This is a genomic window from Corynebacterium sp. MSK074 (assembly GCF_030229735.1).
Taxonomy (GTDB): Bacteria; Actinomycetota; Actinomycetes; order Mycobacteriales; family Mycobacteriaceae; genus Corynebacterium.
Map to the genome: position 1 here is coordinate 372090 of NZ_JASPIX010000002.1, position 19699 is coordinate 391788.

General features: G+C 57.4%; 17 protein-coding genes, 1 tRNA gene and 1 pseudogene. 8 read left to right on the forward strand and 11 right to left on the reverse strand.

Annotated elements, in window-relative coordinates; translation table 11 throughout:
- Nucleotides 1–50: 50 nt before the first annotated feature.
- Genes QP965_RS03770 through QP965_RS03785 form a run of 4 tightly spaced genes read right to left on the reverse strand, consistent with a single transcriptional unit; the run spans nt 51 to nt 3484 of the window.
- Nucleotides 51–815: an amino acid ABC transporter ATP-binding protein gene (locus tag QP965_RS03770; RefSeq protein WP_005323289.1), complete on the reverse strand. Its 765-nt coding sequence runs from the start codon at nt 813–815 to the stop codon at nt 51–53.
- The gene (locus QP965_RS03775) at nt 815–1768 is read right to left on the reverse strand and encodes an amino acid ABC transporter permease (RefSeq protein ID WP_005323288.1); all 954 of its coding nucleotides are present in this window, start codon (nt 1766–1768) and stop codon (nt 815–817) included. Before QP965_RS03775 ends, QP965_RS03770 begins: the two co-directional genes overlap by 1 nt.
- Nucleotides 1761–2648, reverse strand: a complete 888-nt coding sequence (locus QP965_RS03780) for an ABC transporter substrate-binding protein (protein ID WP_284767376.1) — start codon at nt 2646–2648, stop codon at nt 1761–1763. Before QP965_RS03780 ends, QP965_RS03775 begins: the two co-directional genes overlap by 8 nt.
- Entirely contained in the window at nt 2648–3484 is an 837-nt protein-coding gene (locus tag QP965_RS03785) for a DUF368 domain-containing protein (RefSeq protein WP_284820529.1), read from the reverse strand. The genes QP965_RS03780 and QP965_RS03785 overlap by 1 nt, the downstream gene beginning before the upstream one ends.
- A 425-nt stretch (nt 3485–3909) precedes the next feature.
- Here QP965_RS03785 and QP965_RS03790 point away from each other — a divergent pair, with 425 nt between their 5' ends.
- Nucleotides 3910–6093: a LamG-like jellyroll fold domain-containing protein gene (locus tag QP965_RS03790; RefSeq protein WP_284843963.1), complete on the forward strand. Its 2184-nt coding sequence runs from the start codon at nt 3910–3912 to the stop codon at nt 6091–6093.
- Nucleotides 6094–6371: 278 nt separating this feature from the next.
- On the opposite strand, the gene QP965_RS03795 is transcribed toward QP965_RS03790, so the two are convergent.
- Complete coding sequence (locus tag QP965_RS03795; protein ID WP_284843962.1) at nt 6372–7082, reverse strand: IS6 family transposase; 711 nt, start codon at nt 7080–7082, stop codon at nt 6372–6374.
- Here QP965_RS03795 and QP965_RS03800 point away from each other — a divergent pair.
- Complete coding sequence (locus tag QP965_RS03800) at nt 7059–7373, forward strand: DUF2262 domain-containing protein (protein WP_284843961.1); 315 nt, start codon at nt 7059–7061, stop codon at nt 7371–7373. The two genes, QP965_RS03795 and QP965_RS03800, sit on opposite strands and share 24 nt — an antisense overlap.
- Before the next feature lie 98 nt (nt 7374–7471).
- Here the strand turns inward: QP965_RS03800 and QP965_RS03805 are convergent, their stop codons facing one another.
- Both QP965_RS03805 and QP965_RS03810 read right to left on the reverse strand, forming a co-directional pair.
- Nucleotides 7472–7831, reverse strand: a complete 360-nt coding sequence (locus tag QP965_RS03805; protein ID WP_284843960.1) for a GtrA family protein — start codon at nt 7829–7831, stop codon at nt 7472–7474.
- Between the two features lie 146 nt (nt 7832–7977).
- Nucleotides 7978–8601 carry a DJ-1/PfpI family protein gene (locus QP965_RS03810; RefSeq protein ID WP_284843959.1) on the reverse strand — a complete coding sequence of 208 codons (624 nt, stop codon included), beginning with the start codon at nt 8599–8601 and terminating at the stop codon, nt 7978–7980.
- A 305-nt stretch (nt 8602–8906) separates the two neighbouring features.
- Here QP965_RS03810 and QP965_RS03815 point away from each other — a divergent pair.
- Nucleotides 8907–9284, forward strand: a pseudogene (locus tag QP965_RS03815) (tyrosine-type recombinase/integrase); the annotation flags it as partial.
- A gap of 127 nt (nt 9285–9411) precedes the next feature.
- Here the strand turns inward: QP965_RS03815 and QP965_RS03820 are convergent.
- Nucleotides 9412–9485, reverse strand: a tRNA-Leu gene (locus QP965_RS03820).
- Between the two features lie 149 nt (nt 9486–9634).
- On the opposite strand from QP965_RS03820, the gene polA reads away from it, so the two are divergent.
- The 3 genes from polA to QP965_RS03835 all read left to right on the forward strand — a co-directional run bounded on the left by polA (nt 9635) and on the right by QP965_RS03835 (nt 13658).
- Nucleotides 9635–12283 (forward strand): DNA polymerase I, encoded by a 2649-nt coding sequence (gene polA / locus QP965_RS03825; protein ID WP_284844145.1) that lies wholly within the window; start codon nt 9635–9637, stop codon nt 12281–12283.
- A gap of 61 nt (nt 12284–12344) precedes the next feature.
- Complete coding sequence (locus QP965_RS03830) at nt 12345–13226, forward strand: DNA glycosylase AlkZ-like family protein (protein WP_284843958.1); 882 nt, start codon at nt 12345–12347, stop codon at nt 13224–13226.
- A 75-nt stretch (nt 13227–13301) separates the two neighbouring features.
- A complete protein-coding gene (locus QP965_RS03835) occupies nt 13302–13658 on the forward strand; it encodes a hypothetical protein (RefSeq protein ID WP_284843957.1) in 357 nt (118 codons plus the stop codon).
- On the opposite strand, the gene QP965_RS03840 is transcribed toward QP965_RS03835, so the two are convergent.
- Nucleotides 13622–14092, reverse strand: coding sequence for an RDD family protein (locus tag QP965_RS03840; protein ID WP_284843956.1), 471 nt, complete (start codon nt 14090–14092; stop codon nt 13622–13624). The genes QP965_RS03835 and QP965_RS03840 overlap by 37 nt on opposite strands.
- A 9-nt stretch (nt 14093–14101) precedes the next feature.
- Nucleotides 14102–14833, reverse strand: a complete 732-nt coding sequence (locus tag QP965_RS03845) for a class I SAM-dependent methyltransferase (protein ID WP_284843955.1) — start codon at nt 14831–14833, stop codon at nt 14102–14104.
- Nucleotides 14834–15084: 251 nt separating this feature from the next.
- Here QP965_RS03845 and rpsA point away from each other — a divergent pair, with 251 nt between their 5' ends.
- On the forward strand, nt 15085–16545 hold the full coding sequence (rpsA, locus tag QP965_RS03850) for a 30S ribosomal protein S1 (RefSeq protein WP_023021654.1): 1461 nt from the start codon (nt 15085–15087) through the stop codon (nt 16543–16545).
- 297 nt (nt 16546–16842) lie between these two features.
- On the forward strand, nt 16843–18894 hold the full coding sequence (locus QP965_RS03855; protein WP_284843954.1) for a glucose PTS transporter subunit IIA: 2052 nt from the start codon (nt 16843–16845) through the stop codon (nt 18892–18894).
- 82 nt (nt 18895–18976) lie between these two features.
- On the opposite strand, the gene QP965_RS03860 is transcribed toward QP965_RS03855, so the two are convergent.
- Nucleotides 18977–19699 (reverse strand): IS3 family transposase (locus tag QP965_RS03860; protein ID WP_284843953.1); only part of this gene is annotated, 723 nt, incomplete at its 5' end.

Here is a 19699-nt window from a genome sequence, read left to right on the forward strand (position 1 = left end):
CTTCGCGGAAGACGGGCGGGCTGAAGGTACTCTTTGGAGTGTAGTGGGGGTTATAGCAACGAAGCCAAAAAGTCCTTGGTGCGTGGTTGTTGCGGGTTATCCAAAACTTCAGCTGGGCTGCCGGACTCAATGACCACGCCGCCGTCCATGAAGAAGACCTTGTCGGCTACCTCGCGCGCAAAACCCATCTCGTGGGTGACTACGAGCATGGTCATGCCTTCGGCCGCGAGGTCCTTCATAACGCGCAGCACTTCGCCGACGAGCTCTGGATCGAGGGCGGACGTAGGTTCGTCGAAAAGCATGAGCTTAGGGTCCATGGCCACCGCACGAGCGATGGCAACGCGCTGTTGCTGGCCGCCAGAGAGCTGCACCGGGTAGTTATTGGCCTTGGACGCCAAGCCAACGTCTTCCAGCAGCTCCATAGCGCGGGCGCGGGCGGTTTCTTCCGGAATCTTTTTCACCTGCACCGGTGCCTCGATGATGTTTTCAATCACCGTGCGGTGGGGGAAGAGGTTGAAAGACTGAAAGACCATGCCGATATCGGAGCGCTGCTCTGCGGCTTCCTTTTCGCTGATCTCATAAAGGGTGCCGTTCTTTTCGCGGTAGCCAATCAGCTCGCCGTCGACGTAGAGTCGGCCCGCAGTTGCCTTATCAAGGTGGTTGACGCAGCGCAGGAAGGTGGACTTGCCGGAGCCCGAGGGGCCCAACAGGCAGGCCACTTCGCCGGGCTGGACCTCAAGGTCAATGCCTTTGAGGACCTCGAGTTGTCCGAAGGACTTATGGACGTTCTGGGCGGAAATCATGGGAGTAGCCATTAGTTTTTAGCCTCCGAAATCACGGATACGTTGCGGGGAATAGTGCCTTCAGCGTCTGCCAGCGCAGCAAGTTGGCGGCCAGTAAGTTCGCGGGTCGCACCGCGCTCAAAGCGGCGCTCCAGGAAGTACTGACCCACCATCAGCAGGGACGTAACTACGAGGTACCAGGACGCTGCGACCAGCAACAGCGGGATGGGCTGGAAGAGGGCGGCGGAAATATCCGTGGAACGGCCGAAGATTTCCTCGGTATAAGGAATGGCCACCACGAGGGAAGAGGTCTTGAGCAGAGAAATGAACTCATTGCCTGTGGGCGGAATGATAATGCGCATGGCCTGCGGAAGGACGGTGCGGCGCATGGTCATCCACCAGGACATGCCCAGTGCCTTGGAAGCTTCCTTCTGGCCCTCGGGAACGGAGGTGATACCGGAGCGCACGATCTCGGCCATATAGGCAGCTTCATTAAGGCCCAGTCCCATCACCGCAAGGAAGAAGGCGTTGGTGAGGATCGTCTGCAAAGACACCTCGGTAAAGCCCAAGTTGATGGATTGGTAGATGGCGGAGAGCAGTCCCCAGAACACCAGCTGCACATAGATCGGTGTTCCGCGGAAGACCCAGAGGAATATCCAGGAGACGCTGCGCAGCACCGGGTTGGGGGACATGCGCATAACCGCAAGGATGGCACCACCCACAACGCCGATGATCATTGACAAAATGGTGATGGCAATGGTGTGCAGGGAGGCAAGCGCAATGCGCTTATCAAAGAGATACTGGAAGTAGGTGTCCCAGCCAAAAGCCTCGTTGCGGGCGGAGGCGATGATGAACCACACGGCGAGCACGATAAGCAGGCCGGCGAATACCCAGCGCCACGGGTGGCGTAGAGGTCGCGCCTCGATCTTGGCGGGCTTTTCCTTAGGCTCTGCCGTAGCTGGCGTCGCCGCATTTTCATTAACCATTGATCGGCCTTTCATTAATCATTGCCTGGTCTATTAAGCCATCCTCGATGCCCCAACGGGACAAAATTTCTGCATACTCTCCGGTCTCGATGAGGTGTTGCAGTGCTGCAGCCGAGGCCTTGCCCAAATCGGAATCCTTGGGTACAGCAAAGCCATAGGGCGATGCTTGGAACATATCGCCTACCTGCCGCATCTTTCCTTCGGAGCGATTGACAGCCCACGCCGTTACTGGGGAGTCTGCGGACAGGGCATCTGCGCGTCCCATGAGGACCGCCAGCGCGGCGTTGTCACCGGTGTCATAAGACAAGACTGTGAGATCGCCGTTGCACGCATCCTTCTTAGGGCGCACATCGTCGGTTTCAGATACCGTGGTGCGCTGCACCGCAACGGTCAAGCCGCAAGGATTATCCGGGTCAACCTTCTTGGGGCCATCTACTCGCTCGGCCCACTGGATGCCAGCGTAGAGGTGATCTACAAAGTCGAATTCATTGCGGCGCTCGGGGTTATCCGTGAACCCGGATGCGCCCATATCAATCTGGCCCGATTGCACGGCGGGCAGGATCATGGAGAAGTCCTGTTCCACGGGCTGGAAATCAAGTCCTAAGACGCCGGCAACGGCGCGAGCAAGATCGAGTTCGACGCCTTGGAGTGCGCCGTGGGAATCCTTAAGCTGAAATGGGGCATAGGGTGGGTTAGTTCCGGCAGTGAGGACGCCATCGTTGTCGTTATACATGGCGGCAATTTCCGGCACCATTGCGGAATGGGGTTCTTCCCAGCCGTCCGGTGTGGAATCTTCCTCGTTGGTGACGCAGGCGCCCAGGCTCAGCGTGGGGACGAGGACCGCGGCGATAGTTGCGCGGCGAGAAAACGAGCGCGGCATTATTTTTGCGCCGTCCTTTCATCTATAGCGCGGGCTTTCTTCATATCTACGAAGATGAACGCGGAGACGATAAGCGCACCGAGGATGAACATGCCGATGATGATGCCGCTAGAGGCATCCTGGTCAGCTCCCCAGGGCCACAGTGCGCGCAGAGAACCGAGCATGAAGCCTGCCATGGCCATCAGCGTGGGGGCACGGTGGTGATCCAGCAGGAAGTTCAACACCTTGATAAATGCCGCAAGACCGCACAGGGCACCCAGCGCGAAGACGGCGATAGTGCCCAGGTCACGATCCGAAACGGCGCCGATGATGGGCTGGTAGAGGCCCATGGTCAGCAGGATGAGCGAACCGGAGATGCCAGGCAGGATAAGTGCGCATACCGCGATGGCGGCGGCGAAGAAGACCACGATGAGGCTGGGGTTCTCGTGCGGTTCGGAGGTGAATCCGGTGATAAAGAAGATGGCAATCGTGGCAACGACGAACGCGATGATGGACGAGGGGCGTAGCCGTTCCTGCTTGGAGAGCATGGATAGCGGTACAAAAATGGACACAGCCACCATGCCCAAAAAGAGCGCCCCGGACGCCGATACGTGATTATCTACGAAGTTAGATAGCACGGTGGACATTCCGAAGACGGCGATGAACATGCCGATTGCTACGGAGATGAGGAAGCTCCATTCGACCTTTTTGAAGCGGCCGGAGATGAGATCGTTGGCGTTGTGGACTGCGCGTTCATAAATGCCCACGATGAGCGCCACGGTGCCACCGGAGATGCCCGGTACAAGCTCGGCCATGCCGATGAGGGCGCCGCGGATTGCGTTCAAAATGTATTGCATAAATTAAAAATCTACCTGGGAGGGGACTGGTGCGGAGGGCGACTGGCCTAGCGAGCCGGGAGAAAAGTGCCGAAGGGAGAGGCTAGGCGAACCGCCGTGAAGCGTAATGCATATCTTTCATTAGAGGGCGGTGGACTACCTACCGCGGAAGGGGAAGATCTTCTCCCTAACCGTAGAGGTAAAACCGTATTCATGAATATTCTGTCAGTTTAATGCACCCCAATGCAACTATGCAGTTTGGGGCAGGTTATACGGAATCTCACACGAGAAGATGTCTTTTTCAGAGGCAACCATAAGTTTCCCATTATTCAGTCTCCTGTTTACGCGGGTGTCAACTAACTGAAAGGTTCGCCCCCTAGAATCCCTCGCGTATTCCCGCCATTTCCCCTGTGCAAGCATTCCTTTCCAGTCTTAAAGGACTCTCTATGAAAAATCGATTTGTCCTGCCAGCGCTAACTGCAACCGCGGTGGTGGGCAACCTCGTTGTTGTACCGGCAGCAGGCGCTGCGGAGGTTGGGGCTGAGGGGGCGTCGCCCAGCGAGGGTTCTCGCTTTAGCATCGGCGTCCTACCGGATACCCAGTTCTATTCGCGCTATTCCACCCCGGAGACCGGCAATTTGGCCCAAGCTCGCTACGGAAGCGAACCCTACTTGGCCCAAACTCAATGGTTGGTAGACCACCAAGACGAGCTGAACATGGACTTTGTCACCCACTTAGGCGATGTCGTCGACCAGTGGAACGTGGAAGGCGAATGGCAGGTAGCTGATAAGGCTATGCAGGTCCTCGACGATTCGGACCTGAACTACTCCATTCTGCCCGGCAATCACGACATGGACGTGGAGGGCGCGTCGGCTCACCCATATGACAAGTGGTTTGGTATCGATCGTGCCAAGAGCGCTAATCCGGAGACCTTCCAAGAGCGCTACTCGGCCATCAATAATGACTCCGAGGCCCACATCTTTGAAGCAGAAGGCCAGAAATACCTGAACCTAGCCTTGGGGTGGCGCGCCGACGAGAAGGCCATTGCATGGGCGCAAGGCATCATTGATCAGCATCCAGACCTTCCGGTCATTGTGACCACCCATGAGGCCCTCAACATCGACGGGGAGGGCAACGTTTTCTATTCCGATGACTATGGCAAGGGCCTGTGGGATACGTTCATCAAGAGCAACGACCAGATCTTCCTGGTGATGGGTGGCCACCACCACGGTGCGGGCTACCGAGTGGATAAGAACGATGCCGGGCACGACGTCGTTTCCATTTTGCAGGACTATCAGATGGCCTACCAGGGCGGAAATGGTCTGCTGGGCGTGCTCGAGTTCGACCTTTCTGGCAAGCAGCTGGAGATGACCGCGCTCTCGCCGTGGGTGGCGCAGAAGCCGCACGAGGAACTGACGCAGTTCGACAAGCTCACCCTAGATGACAAGGGCGATAGCTACGCCATCCCGTTCGACTTTGAGCAGCGCTTTTCCTCCTTTTCCCCGGATTTCACCGTGGGCGAGGGCCACCAGCCGGACCTGGCACAGCGTGCGCGCGACATCGCCGCGGAAGGCTATAGGCCCTATACCATCGCGGAGGATGAGCTGCCCAAGGGTGCGGATGACTTTGCCAAGAACGACCACACCGTATTCCACTGGCGTCCGGGCCAGGCCCAAGACAAGGACGGGCATGCGCTTGCCGACGGCGCCCCTGCCGGCCGTGGCACCACCATCCCCGACGTTTCCAGCGATTCCGGCAGCGACCTGCATCGCTCTGGCGTCATGCTAGGTGATCGGGTGACCTATAGCTCCGATCACCACCCGCTGTCTTCTGATTCTGGCTCCCTCTTCTGGTCCGACCCTGCCGGCAAGGTCGGCAACGCCGAGTTCCGCACCGACAAGGGCGCGCCGGCCAATAGCGTGGATACTACCAAGGGGTACACCTTCGAATCCTTCGTCAAGATTCCGAAGGACTTCAATGGTGCCCAGCATGGTTGGGGAAGCGCGCTCAGCCGCGACTCTGCCATTAATAAGCTGGTGGACGGCTCTGATGACACGGACCCCACCGTCATGTTTGGTATCTCCAATCTCCGCGAGCTGCGCTGGTGGGCGGAGCCGAAGCAGGGAAGCGGTTCTACCGTATGGTCCCACGAAGTGCCCAAGGATGAGTGGATGCACATTGCCGTGGTCAATGATCCGGAGCGCGATAGCGTGGAGATGTTCATCAACGGTGCGCCTATCTTGCGCAACGCGGTAGGTGCCGAAGGTCTTCTCCCGCGTGACCTGCAGTGGGTTATGGGCGGTGGTTTTGATAACCAGCGCCCGCAGGACCCGTGGTACGGCTGGATCGGCGAGACCCGCCTGACCCAGGGTGTTCTGGGCAAGGAGGAATGGCTTACCGCCCGTGCACACGGGGACGGCAAACCGGTCGATACTACGCAGCCGGCCGCGGGTAGCTCCGAGTTGAGCTCCAGTACGAGCTCGAAGCCCGCCATCTTGGGAGCAATCCTCGGTATCGCAGGCGTGGCCGGACTTATCGGCCTAGCCTTGCCGCAACTGAAGGCCTCGATCCCGCAGATAAACGCGCTCCTGCGCAAGTACCACCTGCCAACTCTGCCTGAACTGGGCTAAAGCAAAGACCTCGGTTTCCCTGACTTAGTGGAAACCGAGGTCTTATCTCGTTGTGCCCCTTGTGAGACTCGAACTCACACGGCCTGTCGTAACTTAATAGTCTGACCAGGGGATAATTTACGATGACCCGGTTTGTGACAACGATTTGACAACTATGATGAGAGTGTCTGATGGTTTGTGTGTGGGTACCTAACCCGCATGGTGTTGTTGCAAACTTCAGGCGGAGAGCCGTGACGACCCAGTCTTCATCCTCTGATGCTCGCTGCGGGTCGGCGTTCTCAGGCAGCCTCGAACACCCGGCTGACGATCACCGCGTCCGGGTTCGGTTGCTCGTAGGCATACATCGTGCCTTGTCCTTTCCGTAATGAGTGCATCGCTTCCATCCCTTTCAACGTCCGATATGTAGATGTCCGGTTCTTAAACGCGCCTTTCGGCCCGAGGATCTGCTTCAGCCGACCATGGTCGCCTTCCAGGATGTTGTTGAGGTATTTTACCTGCCGGTGTTCCACTGTTGGCGGGCAGATTCCCTCTGACTTCAACTCGGCGATTGCCCTGGCTAGGGAGGGTGCTTTATCGGTGTTGATCACTTTGGGATACCCGGCTGATGCATTGGATCTGAGGGTCTTGGCCAGGAAACGCTTCGCTGCCGCCACGTTCCGCTTCGAAGAGAGGTAAAAGTCCAGGGTCTGGCCACCGGCGGTGATCGCCCGATAGAGGTAGCACCACCTGCCGCCGACCCGGATATAGGTCTCGTCCACCCGCCAGGACCGGGCCTGCCAATCCGGGACTTGTCGGTACCACCGGGTCTGCTTGTCCAGCTCAGGGGCGTATTTCTGGACCCAGCGGTAGATCGTGGTGTGATCGACTGGCACGCCCCGCTCGATCATCATTTCCTCCAGATCGCGGTAGCTCACCCCGTAGCGGCAGTACCACCGCACTGCCGACAGAATGATGTCACGGGGGAAATGACGACCAGAGAAGATACCCATGGCTGTGATTATTTCGCGCAGGTCTTCCTGTCGCCCGAACTTTGCAACAACACCCTTCCGGCCGCGAACCGGTGGCGCCACGATGTGGCCGAGGCGGAAGGGAGGCCGACACCCGCCCCGAAGCTTGGGGTGGAGGACGTCTACGCCAAGCTGACTCCGACTGCGGTGAACATTCCCCACAGGGGAAACATTGGCGTCGAGTTCGACGACGGGTACATGTTCGGTGGGCACCCCGTGACGGTGAAGACGAAGAGGGATGGAACTCCCACCTCGATCGAGATGGACGTCTAACCCGACAGTCCTTCTCCCACCTTGCCCTGCTGGGCAGGATGAGGGTTGATTGCCGGGTTATCGCTTACTCGGCAGGGGCTTGGCGGAGCGGAATGCGCTCACCGCGAGGTGTTTTCGCTGGTGAACACCCACTTGCTCTGCAGGATGAAGTTGAGGGTGGTGGCTGTTGCCTGCGAAATCACCCACGAGAGTAAAACCGTGTGTTCGAAATCCGCCAGCGGGATACGGGCGAGCTTGTTGCCCAGCACCGCCTTGATCAAACACGCGGTGTAGACGATGAAGGCCCTCAGCTTCTCGGTGGTGGACCGGTTGCCGGAGAAAGTGACAACGCTATTGGCGTAGTAGGCGAACAGGCTGCCCAGGATGTAACTGTTTGCCCGGCTGATCAGGGCGTTTGCCCCGGAGGTTTCAAGGAAGTGCATGGTGCCGAAGTCGATGGCGGCACCGATGACTCCCACGATGCACAACAACACCACTGCCCGGGCGTTTTTCGTGCAACTGCCCGTAGTCCGTGGTCTATCTTGGGTGTCGTCGACTGTCTGGTTTGGGATGAGGTGCGTCTGCGGGGGTCGGGTAGACCAGCTGGGGCTTTTTATAAGGTGAACTAGATGAGGCCATAAATATGGGCGAAGGGGTCGACAGTGCTGTCTGTTTGTGGCTGATATTCCGCTAGCGTGGTCGCTTCTTCAAAAGCTTCTGCGCCGAAGAGGTGCTGGATCAGCGAGGCAGTCATGTCCAAACCCGCCGCAACGCCCGAGGATGTCCATATTTTTCCATCCTCCACCCAGCGGGCTTGAGATTGCCATTCAACATCATCATCCAAGGAAGAAACCCAACCGAATGCCCTCTTGTTGCTCGTTGCTCGGCGCCCTTTAAGGAGACCCGCGGCTGCCAGTAGGGCTGAACCAGTACAGACCGATGCCACTATCTCGGCGCGCTGTCCCGTTTCCTTTAACCAGGACAGGAAGGCGGTGTCTTGAACTAGGGTTCGCGTCCCCGCACCCCCGGGGATTAGGAGAATATCCGGATTCTCGAGGTTTGTGTAAGGCAGATCTGTCAAGACACGTACGCCCTGGGTGCTCTGGACGGGCTCTTTTTCCTTTCCTAAAAAACTTATACGTATGTCCGGAACCTGACTCAAAAGCTCCACCGGCCCAAAGACGTCTAACACCTCGAATCCTTCAAAAAGGATGACGGAAACATGTCGCTCCCCAATCAGCTTTCCCATAGTCATAGCTTACGTGGTGAGGGTGTGTCAGTGTGGTAAATCCCTAAATTACCGTGTCAGGGGATTGTGCTTCCCAAGAAAAACCCTCCCCGAAAAGTGTATTTGACTGTTGACCAGGTTAGACGCCTCGCTGACGAGTGTTCTCGGCATGGGGACGCGGTGCGGGTACTGGCGACCACAGGGTTGCGTTTCGGGGAGCTGGCTGGCCTTACCCCCGAGGATGTTAGTTTTTCCACCCGACGTCTTGTCGTACGGCGTTCTGCCACTACCGTGGGTGGGAAAATCGTCGTAGGCCCACCAAAACACGCAAAACCAGAACAGTAGCGTTCTCTGACGTTGTGGCTGACGATCTTCAAGCACGTGTAGCAGCAGTAGGGCCAGGAGAATACCTATTCCACAGCCCCGGAGACCCAACTACCCCTATGCGTTTGCCCAGCTCGGGATCGTGGTTCACAGAAGCTGTGGCGCGTCTACAGTCCGAAGACCCCACATTCCCGCACATCACCCCACACGGACTCCGGCACACCGCGGCGTCTCTGCTGATCAGTGCTGGGGCAACCGTTCTGGTGGTGAGCAGGCAGCTGGGGCACGAGGACGCCGCCATGACACTAAACACGTATGCCGACCTCTTTGACGATGATCTGGGGTCTGTGTCTGCGAAAATGGCGGATTTGTGGGCCTAATTCCGTGACAACAATTGACAACATTTTCTGCTCGTAATGCTCGTAATGATCGCAATGCATCCTGTTTCGTAACATGAAAAACAACCCCCTACCAGGAAGTTCCCGGTCAGAGGGTTGTTACGAAATGTGCCCCTGGTGAGACTCGAACTCACACTGGACGGGTTTTGAATCCGTTGCCTCTGCCAATTGGGCTACAGGGGCGCACAGTGTAAAGGCGGATTGCCTTTGACTGTGAAAATAGTAGCGCAGGCACTAGGCGAATTCCTAATTGGGTAGGGGCAGCGGGGGAATGCGCACGTCATCCACAAAATCTGCACCGGGGTGTTCGGATGTCCGTGCGCTTCTCTAGGATGGGGCAGGTGACTACTAATCAGCCTCGACTTCTGCTCATTGACGGCCACTCTATGGCCTTTCGTGCCTTCTATGCCCTGCCGGTGGATAATTTCTCCACCTCAGGAGGTCAGCACACTAATGCCGTGTATGGCTTCTTATCGATGCTCTCTAATATCGTGGCGGAAGAGGCCCCCGACGCCATTGCGGTGGCATTCGACGTGGGGCGCAAAACCTTCCGCACCGAGATGTTTCCGGACTATAAGGCCCAGCGCGAGGCTGCACCGGAGGAATTCAAGGGTCAGGTAGACCTCATTCGCGAGGTGCTCGAGGTACTGGGAATTACCACCCTCTCTCGTGAGAACTACGAGGCCGATGACATTTTGGCTACTCTCGCAACCGAGGCACAGGACTATGAGACTCTCATCGTCACCGGAGACCGTGACTACCTGCAGTTGGTTAATGAGTCCACGACGGTGCTCTATCCCATGAAGGGCGTATCCACGCTCCACCGCTTTACCCCATCCGCGGTAGAAGAAAAGTACGGTCTCACCCCCGCGCAGTACCCAGACTTTGCCGCGCTGCGTGGCGATCCTTCCGATAATTTGCCGGGCATCCCAAAGGTGGGCGAGAAGACTGCCACCAAGTGGATAGTCAAGTATGGAGACTTGGCATCCTTGGTAGAGCACGCCGAGGAAATTAAGGGCGTGGTGGGCAATAACTTCCGCGAGCGCATCGAGCAGGTGCAGATGAACCGGAAACTAACCCAGATGATCACGGACATGGACTTAGAAGTCGGTCCCGACGATTTGGCGTTTAAGGAAGCCAAGGTCGCCGACGTTGCCGCCAAGTTCGATGACCTAGAGTTCGGTACCAACCTGCGCGATCGCGTACTCGCCGCCATTCCCAATGATGGTGCTGAGGCAGCGCAGCAAGCCGAGGAAGTCCAAGAGCTAGAAACAGTCATCGACGATGAGCCATTGTCTCAGTGGCTGCCTGGCCGTAAGCACGTTGCAGTTTATGTCCAAGGCGAGGGAAACCCGGGGCAGGGTGATGCTTCGGCGATTGCTTTCGTGGACCAAGAACGCCACGGCCTGCAAGTGGAGCTGGGCGATCTTACTGCCGAGGACGATAAGGCCCTTGCACAGTGGTTGGCCTCCGATGCGCCGAAGTATTTCCACGAAGCGAAGGCCGCTTTCCATATGCTTGCCGGCCGCGGTATTGAGCTTGCCGGCATCGCTCATGACACGGCCCTTGCTGCCTACCTGCTTCGCCCTGGTCAGCGCACTTATGCGCTTGCCGACGTCTACCAGCGCCACCTCCAAAAGACCCTCGGCGCCGCCACGGAGCAGCTGTCCCTTTTGGATAATTCCTCTCTAGTGGACCAGGCCGCGGCAATTATGGAGCTGGCAGAACGGCTCACTGCGGAGCTGCAGGAGATTGACTCTTTCGAGCTCTATACCGACCTGGAGCTGCCGCTGGTAACCATTCTGGCGCGCATGGAGGCTACCGGAATTGCCGTTGACGTTGACATTCTCGAAACGCAAAAGGACGCCTTTGTAGAGCAGGTTGCCGAACAAGAGCGCGCCGCCCGCGAGCTTGCCGGCGATGACAAGCTCAACCTCAACTCGCCAAAGCAGTTGCAAACCGTGCTCTTTGAGACATTTGAGCTGCCCAAGACCAAGAAGACGAAGACGGGCTATTCCACCGCGGCCAAGGAGATTGAACAGCTCGCGGCTAAGAACCCTCACCCTTTCCTCGATCATCTCTTGGCACACCGCGAGTACCAGAAGATGAAGACCACCTTGGAAGGTCTCATCAAAACCGTGCAGCCTGACGGCCGCATTCACACCACGTTTAACCAAACCGTGGCCTCTACTGGCCGCTTGTCATCCACCGAACCCAACCTGCAAAACATCCCCGTGCGCACCGAAGCAGGCCGCCAGATTCGTTCTGCCTTCATCGTGGGCGATGGCTTCGATGAACTCATGACTGCGGACTACTCCCAGATTGAGATGCGTGTCATGGCGCACCTCTCCGCTGACCCGGGCCTCATCGAGGCCTACAAGGAAGGCGAAGACCTGCACAACTATGTTGGCTCTCGAGTCTTTGACGTTCCAGTTGACCAGGTGACACCCGAGCTGCGCCGCCGGGTCAAGGCCATGTCCTATGGGTTGGTTTACGGTCTTTCCGCTTTCGGTCTATCCCAGCAATTGGGCATTCCGGCGGGCGAGGCAAAGTCCATCATGGAAAGCTACTTTGAGCGCTTTGGCGGCGTGAAGAAGTACCTCGATGAAGTCGTGGTCCAAGCCCGCAGGGATGGCTACACGGCAACGCTCTTTGGCCGTCGCCGCTACTTGCCAGAGCTCAACTCCGATAACCGCCTAGCACGCGAGAACGCGGAGCGCGCAGCACTTAATGCGCCGATTCAGGGCACTGCCGCTGACATTATTAAGGTGGCGATGATTCGCGTGGACCGCGCACTGCAAGGGTTGAAGTCCCGTGTGCTGCTTCAGGTGCACGATGAATTGGTAGTTGAAGTCGCCTCCGGTGAGGCGGACAAAGTTCGAGAGATTCTCGAGCGCGAGATGGACTCAGCGATTGAGCTGAACGTGCCGCTGGAGGTCTCCGCCGGTGCTGGCAAGGATTGGGATGCCGCAGCCCACTAGCTCGGTTACTTTCTCTCGCCGGGAAAAGGCGCGCCTGAGGCTCGCCTCGCAAGGCCTAACCATGCGGCGGTGGGAGAGTGTTGAGGAGGCGGCCCGCGCCTTCGGTGTCATGCAAGGCCAGGACCTGCATTCGGTTCGCCGGTCACTGGCTTTGCGGGCGAAAGACCATTCGGATGCTGGAAACATTGTGCGTGGGTATCCCATGCGGAATACGCTTTTCGCGGCTTCTATCAAGGACATAGGCTGGATAACTGAACTCTGCGCCAAAGGGCGCAAGGGTGATACCGAGCTGCGGGCAGAGGTAAACAAGCTCATTGATCGTCCGCTTTCGCGCGCCGAACTCAAGGACCGGGCTGCAACAGCGTTGCCCGACGTACCCTTTTGGCATGTTGTGCGTGTAGCAATGGAAGGCGGTCACGCCGTCTATTCCGGAGCGGAACAGCTCATCTCGCCGGTGGATCTGCCGGGGCTAGAGGAGACCTTCAACGGTGATAAAGTTGCGGCGACTGCGGAGCTGATGACTCGGTACTTCCGCACTCACGGTCCCGCAACGTTGCGGGACTTTGCCTGGTGGGCAAAGCTCCCACAAAAACTGATACGGCCCGCAGCCGAATGCCTCCCGCCGGACATCGTGCGCTGCGGCGATGATTCCCAGGACCTTGTTTCGGCTGAGATAGTGGGAATGGCCGAAGCGCGAAAGAAGCAATCGGTATTGCTGCTGGGAGCATTTGACGAGTACATCTTGGGTTATCAAGACCGTCTATTTGCGATGACAAACGAGGTCCATGAAGTACTGGTACCGGGAAATCGTGGAGTATTTCGCCGCGCCATCGTGGTGGATGGACAGGTTCGTGGGACGTGGAATAAGCAAGCCATTGAGGACTTGGGCATGCCCGGCTATGCAATACGGAAAGTTCAAAAGTTGTCGCGCGATGCGCACTAAGTTTTTAGGTAGCCTTTTCTGTGCGGAAAAAGTTATGAGTGTAAGTCGAAAAGTCAAGAAGGGAATTGCCGAGCAGTGACGTTAGAAGAGAAGACGAATAAGTGGATCCTCCGCGTCTTTGAAAGCCTTTGGGCCATTCAGGTAAACTTTCTAGCCATCGATATTGCTGGCCTCGGGCTTGAACGGTTTCTTGCAGAACATAAGGCCTATGCCATTGGGTACGGAATTATTGCGGTGTCTTATGTTGTGGCCGCCATGACCATCGCCCGCGTGGCAGCCAACCCGAAGGTCAGAAGACTAACGGCCGCCGCGGTGATGGTGGTAGCTACGGCACTAGCATTCCTTTTCCCATCTTCCTGGATGTTCGCTGTCCTGGTAGTCCTTGCGCTCCTGTATTATTTGGTGCCGCGAAAAGAAGGCGTGTCCATCTGAGGCCGGCGCTCGACTAGGCAATTGGCCAGCATGTCAAAAGGGGTTTGGCCGAAGGCGAGGACACTCACGCTTAGGACGCCGAGTAGCAACGGCACAATAAACGGTACTCCCGTCAGCGTGAGCATAGAAAGTAACAGCCAGGAATTGCGGAGGCAGGCTGCGCGCCATCCGGGGTGGGTAGCGAGGATCTCCAGCTTGAGTGACCATTTTCCCAGCGAGGTTGTCTTCGTGGCCTCGGCCCATACGCGGTAGGCGTAGAAGACTAGGGCGAGGGCCACAGCGTTGTAAATCTCGAGGGTGTGGCCGGTTAAGGGGGCGTCGGCAAGTGCATTGATTGCCCAGCGCGCCACAACGATGACGGCCGCTGCCAGGAAGGCGTCGATCCACCATGCGAGGCCACGGCGCAAAAGTAGGCCAATTCGATCCAGAAACATGCCCATAGGTTAGCGGCAATTCTGGCAGACGAAAATAATCGTGCCGGGGAAGATTTCGCCTCGCTTTGGCGACCATTGGCCCCAAGTGGTGGTGAGATCCTTAGGCCATTCGGGCTCGATAATGTCCTCGATTAGGAACGGGCCTTCGCCCTGTAAAGCCTGAAACCAATCGGCGATAGTGCGGTGGAACTCCGCATAGGTCAGGTTGCCATCGTGGTCTTGCTCCAGATAAGCACGATCGAAATAGCTGATATCGGCCGTCAGATCGGCGGGGTCATCAGGGAATATCCAGCGCATCGGGTGGTTGGCCGAAAGGACAAAGCGACCAGTTGGTTTAAGAACGCGGGAGACTTCGCTTAGGGCTAAGTCAAGGTTGGCAAGGAAGGGAAAGGCGCCGAAAGCCGAGAATGCGGCGTCGAAGGAGTCGGTGGCGTAGGGGAGTGAAAGCGCATCGGCTTGGGTTAAGGGGAGTCCGGGTGCAGCGTGGTTGAGCATGCCGCGGGAGATATCGAAGCCGGTGGCGAAGTGCGCGCGTGTCTGGAGCCATTGGGTACACGGGGCGGAGCCGCAGCCAATTTCGAGGACGGAAGAAGCCGAGACGTCGCCTAGCAAGTGTGCTTGGTCCTCGTGGAGCATTTCTGGGCACCAATAAAAGGAGGAAAGGTAGTCGGGGTGCTCGGCGTGGTAGTTGGTGGCGTCGCTATCCCAGTAGGCTTGGTTCGCGTGCGAGGGGGAAGTCACGGTGGGAGAAATTCCTTTGCGAAATAGTTGGTCCGTGTATTTGCCCTTTAAGCTGGACAGATGTAGTGTTGGACGGGCGTGTCTATGCCACGGGTTGTTCTAAGTCCCTGTAGGAAGGCTTTAAGTAATCACGAGGCGGGATCGAATATTTCTCGTTTTAGCTGCATTTGCGCAGCTTAGCAAGCTTTTTTCGAGAGACGCGCAGTTGTCCAATTTCGATTTCCTACATTTATTCGGAGCATTTTTTCAATATGCCATCTTCTAACACCCCGCAGGTTGCGATTAACGATATCGGAACCGCAGAGGACTTCCTCGCAGCTGTAGACGCCACCATCAAGTACTTCAACGATGGTGACATTGTCGAGGGTACCGTCGTCAAGGTTGACCACGACGAGGTACTGCTGGACATTGGATACAAGACCGAAGGCGTTATCCCTTCCCGCGAGCTGTCCATCAAGCACGACGTCAACCCGGACGAGGTTGTTGAGGTCGGCGATGAGGTTGACGCACTTGTTCTCACCAAGGAGGACAAGGAAGGTCGCCTGATCCTGTCCAAGAAGCGTGCACAGTACGAGCGCGCATGGGGCGCCATCGAGGAGCTGCAGGCCAAGGAAGAGCCTGTTACCGGTACCGTTATCGAGGTTGTCAAGGGCGGCCTCATCCTGGATATCGGCCTGCGTGGCTTCCTGCCTGCATCCCTCGTTGAGATGCGTCGCGTCCGTGACCTGGAGCCGTACATCGGCCAGGAGCTGGAAGCAAAGATCATCGAGCTGGACAAGCAGCGCAACAACGTTGTCCTGTCCCGCCGTGCATACCTCGAGCAGACCCAGTCCGAGGTTCGCTCCGAGTTCCTGCACCAGCTGCAGAAGGGCCAGGTCCGCAAGGGCGTTGTTTCCTCCATCGTCAACTTCGGCGCCTTCGTCGATCTCGGCGGTGTCGACGGCCTGGTTCACGTTTCCGAGCTGTCCTGGAAGCACATCGACCACCCATCCGAGGTTGTCACCGTTGGTGACGAGGTAACCGTTGAGGTTCTGGACGTTGATCTGGACCGCGAGCGCGTTTCCCTGTCCCTGAAGGCTACCCAGGAAGATCCGTGGCGCGTATTCGCCCGCACCCACGCTGTGGGCCAGATCGTTCCGGGCAAGGTCACCAAGCTCGTTCCGTTCGGCGCCTTCGTTCGCGTCGAGGAGGGTATCGAGGGCCTGGTTCACATCTCCGAGCTGGCTCAGCGCCACGTCGAGGTTCCGGACCAGGTTGTCACCGTTGGCCAGGAAGTTATGGTCAAGGTCATCGACATCGATCTCGAGCGTCGTCGTATCTCCCTGTCCGTTAAGCAGGCAGACGAGGACTACACCGAAGAGTTCGATCCGTCCAAGTACGGCATGGCTGACTCCTACGACGAGCAGGGCAACTACGTCTTCCCTGAGGGCTTCGACCCTGAGACCAACGAGTGGAAGGAAGGCTTCGACGAGCAGCGTCAGGCTTGGGAGGCACGCTACGCAGAGTCCGAGCGTCGCTTCAACTTGCACACCGCTCAGATCGAGCGCAACCGCGCTGCAGCCGCTGAGGCTGCTGAGTCTGCAGAGTCCTCCAACTACTCCTCTGATTCCTCCGATGCAGCTCCGGCATCCGAGACTCAGGCAGAGGTTGGCGGCTCCCTGGCTTCCGACGAGCAGCTCGCTGCACTGCGCGACAAGCTCGCTGGCAACTAAAGCTTCCGCTTAGTTTCCGCTAAGCCTGAGGGCTTGGCTTACGGCCGCGCCCACTTCATCACCTAGATGGGGTGGGCGCGGCTTTTGTGATCTTTTAGACAGTTTGTGCAATCGTTTGCCGGGATGTTCGTCGCCTTTAGGTGGTTGACCAGCGGACAAGCAGTGACAAGTGGAAAAAATCCCTGGCAAGTCCACAAAACGGGCTTTTGTTCATGTGGGAATCCTCTTATACTCAAACCTGACGTTATAGCCAGTGCAGTACTGGTTATAAGTGGTATTTGAACTGAGGAGTAAGAAGTGGCATCTATTAAGGACACTTCCACCCACATCGTTGAGAGTATCGGCGGCGCCGACAACATCACGTCGCTGACGCACTGCGCGACGCGCCTGCGCTTCCAACTTGCCGATGCGGGGAAAGTTGACCAAGAAAAGCTCGATAGCGACCCAGCGGTGCTTGGTACCGTGCCCCAGGGCGCTCACGGCTACCAGGTAGTCATGGGCGGCGGCGTCGCTGACTACTACAACGAGATCATCAAGCAACCCGGTGTGCATGCTTCTGGTGACAAGGAGGCGTCCTCCAAGAAGGAGTATGACGGTGTTCGCGGTAAGTATGACTGGGTAGATTACTGCTTCGAGTTTCTTTCTGATACTTTCCGCCCCGTCCTGTGGGCATTGCTCGGCGCCTCGCTCATCATCATGCTGCTCATCCTGGCGGACACGGCACACATCCAGGATTTCCGTGCACCGCTGGAGGAGCAGCCGGAAGGCTTCCGTTTGGCTCACGCCATGTACCAGTCGGTCTTTTACTTCCTGCCGGTAATGGTCGGTGCCACCGCGGCCCAGAAGCTAGGTGCGAATATGTGGGTCTCCGCGGCTATTCCCGCAGCACTTTTGACCCCCGAATTTATGTCGCTGGGTGAGCAAGGCGATACCGTCAACGTGTTTGGCCTGCCGTTGGTCATCAACTCCTACGGCTCCCAGGTATTCCCGCCCATTTTGGCCGCAATCGGCCTGTACTGGGTGGAAAAGGGCCTAAAGAAGATCATCCCGAGTGCAGTTCATATGGTCTTCGTGCCGTTTTTCTCCTTGCTCATCATGATTCCGGCAACGGCCTTCCTGCTCGGCCCGTTCGGCATTGGCGTAGGCAATGGCATTTCTTGGGTGCTTTACCAGATCAATGATTTCTCGCCGTTCATCCTGGCTATCGTTATTCCGCTGCTGTACCCGTTCCTCGTTCCGATGGGCCTGCACTGGCCGCTGAATGTCATCATGATTCAGAACATCGCAACCTACGGCTACGACTTCATCCAAGGTCCGATGGGCGCATGGAATTTCGCCTGCTTCGGCGTCGTGGGCGCGGTCATGGTTATCTCCTTCAGGGAGAAGAACAATGCCATGCGCCAGGTCTCTATTGGTGCCTTCGCCGCGGGCATGCTTGGTGGCGTGTCGGAGCCTTCCCTCTATGGCATCTTGTTGCGCTTCCGCCGCAGCTACTACCGGTTGCTGCCAGGTTGTGCGGTAGGCGGCGCAATCATCGGTATCTTTGATGTCCGCGCTGAGGCCTTCGTCTTTACCTCTGCATTGACCACCGGCGCTATGACGCCGCAGCTGGGCTACGTCCTTGGTATCACGGCTGCATTCCTTACCTCTTTCTTCCTGACCCTGTTCTTCGGTTACCGCACAGCAGAAGAAAAGCAGGCAGACTTGGAGCGCATCGCCCGCGAACAGGGCGAATCTGTGGATGACGTAGCTGCTCGTTCGGAGTTTAAGCCCGCCAAGGCCGACAAGGGAGAGTCCCCGAATGCGGGTGGCGCCGTTGCTGCCAGCGCTGCGGGCGCTGCTGCTACTGGTGTAGCCGCCAAGCAGGCTGGCAAGGACGCCATCGTGTTGGATTCCCCTCTAGAGGGCGAGGCAGTGGACCTCTCAGAGGTCCCAGATCCTATCTTCGCAGGCGCGAAGCTGGGGCCTGGCATGGCAGTCCAGCCAACTGGCACTACCGTCTATGCGCCTGCCGACGGCAAGGTGCTCACCGTTCAAAAATCCGGCCATGCGGTAGGCCTTAGCCTCGACAATGGCGTGCAACTGCTCATCCACGTGGGCCTCGATACCGTGGAACTGGGCGGCGAAGGCTTCGAAGTTCATGTGGAAAAGAAGCAACGTATTGCCGCGGGCGATAAGTTGATTAGCTTTGACCCAGACTTCATCCGTTCCAAGGGCTATAACCTGATTACTCCGGTTGTGGTCACTAACGCCACCAAGTTCGGCGCGGTCTCCGGTGAAGCCGGCCAGGTTACCCCGAGTGATGATTTGCTCCGCATTCCGCCGAAGCCGGAGGAAGCAGCGGAATAAAGAAACGCTGACACCTATAGCGACAGAGGAACCCCGCATCAACGCGTGTGAACTGGCCCCCGAAAGTTGGACTGGTTTAATTCTAGGCGGTTAGGGCTTCAAGGGTCTGATTTCGATATTGCATCGGGGTCAGGCCCTTGAGTCGTTGTTGGATGCGTTCGGTGTTGTACCACTGGATGTACTCGTCGATGGCCTGGTTGAACTCTGCGACGGTGTCGAAGACTTCTCCGTGGTACATCTCGGTTTTTAAGTGCCCGAAGAAATTCTCCATGACCGCGTTGTCGTAACAGTTGGCTTTACGCGACATTGACTGAACACCACCGTTGTCATGAATCAGGTTGCGCCAGGACGAATGCTGGTACTGGAAACCTTGATCGGTATGCATCATCCACCCAGGCTCAGGCGCACACGTTTTAATCGTCTTAGTTAAAGAATCGGCGGTAAACGCTGTCGACGGCGATGTAGCCACGGTGTGGGCAACGATTGAACGGTCGAACAGATCCATCACCGGTGACAGGTAGACCTTGCGGCCTGCGACCCTGAACTCGGTGACGTCGCTAACAAAGACGGTATTTGGCTTATCTGGAGTGAACTTGCGGTCAAGCGTGTTGTCGACAATGTGGCTGATCGTCCCGTTATAAGAAACATATGGCCTGCGCCGGCGGACCTTGGCTCGAAGCCCCATCTCGCGCATGAGCTTGTAGACGAGCTTGTGATTGACCACCCACCCCTGGTTGCGCAGGTCAAGTAGCACTCGTCGGTAGCCGTAGCGATGCTTGTTACGCTCGAAGCTTTCTAAGATCGC

What these genes read in the sequence shown, in the direction of transcription:
- QP965_RS03770 (WP_005323289.1), bottom strand. Translation starts at nt 815, where the DNA reads ATGGCTACTCCCATGATTTCCGCCCAGAACGTCCATAAGTCCTTCGGA.
- QP965_RS03775 (WP_005323288.1), bottom strand. Translation starts at nt 1,768, where the DNA reads ATGGTTAATGAAAATGCGGCGACGCCAGCTACGGCAGAGCCTAAGGAA.
- QP965_RS03780 (WP_284767376.1), bottom strand. Translation starts at nt 2,648, where the DNA reads ATGCCGCGCTCGTTTTCTCGCCGCGCAACTATCGCCGCGGTCCTCGTC.
- QP965_RS03785 (WP_284820529.1), bottom strand. Translation starts at nt 3,484, where the DNA reads ATGCAATACATTTTGAACGCAATCCGCGGCGCCCTCATCGGCATGGCC.
- QP965_RS03790 (WP_284843963.1), top strand. Translation starts at nt 3,910, where the DNA reads ATGAAAAATCGATTTGTCCTGCCAGCGCTAACTGCAACCGCGGTGGTG.
- QP965_RS03800 (WP_284843961.1), top strand. Translation starts at nt 7,059, where the DNA reads ATGACGACCAGAGAAGATACCCATGGCTGTGATTATTTCGCGCAGGTC.
- QP965_RS03795 (WP_284843962.1), bottom strand. Translation starts at nt 7,082, where the DNA reads ATGGGTATCTTCTCTGGTCGTCATTTCCCCCGTGACATCATTCTGTCG.
- QP965_RS03810 (WP_284843959.1), bottom strand. Translation starts at nt 8,601, where the DNA reads ATGGGAAAGCTGATTGGGGAGCGACATGTTTCCGTCATCCTTTTTGAA.
- polA (WP_284844145.1), top strand. Translation starts at nt 9,635, where the DNA reads ATGGGGCAGGTGACTACTAATCAGCCTCGACTTCTGCTCATTGACGGC.
- QP965_RS03830 (WP_284843958.1), top strand. Translation starts at nt 12,345, where the DNA reads ATGCGGCGGTGGGAGAGTGTTGAGGAGGCGGCCCGCGCCTTCGGTGTC.
- QP965_RS03840 (WP_284843956.1), bottom strand. Translation starts at nt 14,092, where the DNA reads ATGTTTCTGGATCGAATTGGCCTACTTTTGCGCCGTGGCCTCGCATGG.
- rpsA (WP_023021654.1), top strand. Translation starts at nt 15,085, where the DNA reads ATGCCATCTTCTAACACCCCGCAGGTTGCGATTAACGATATCGGAACC.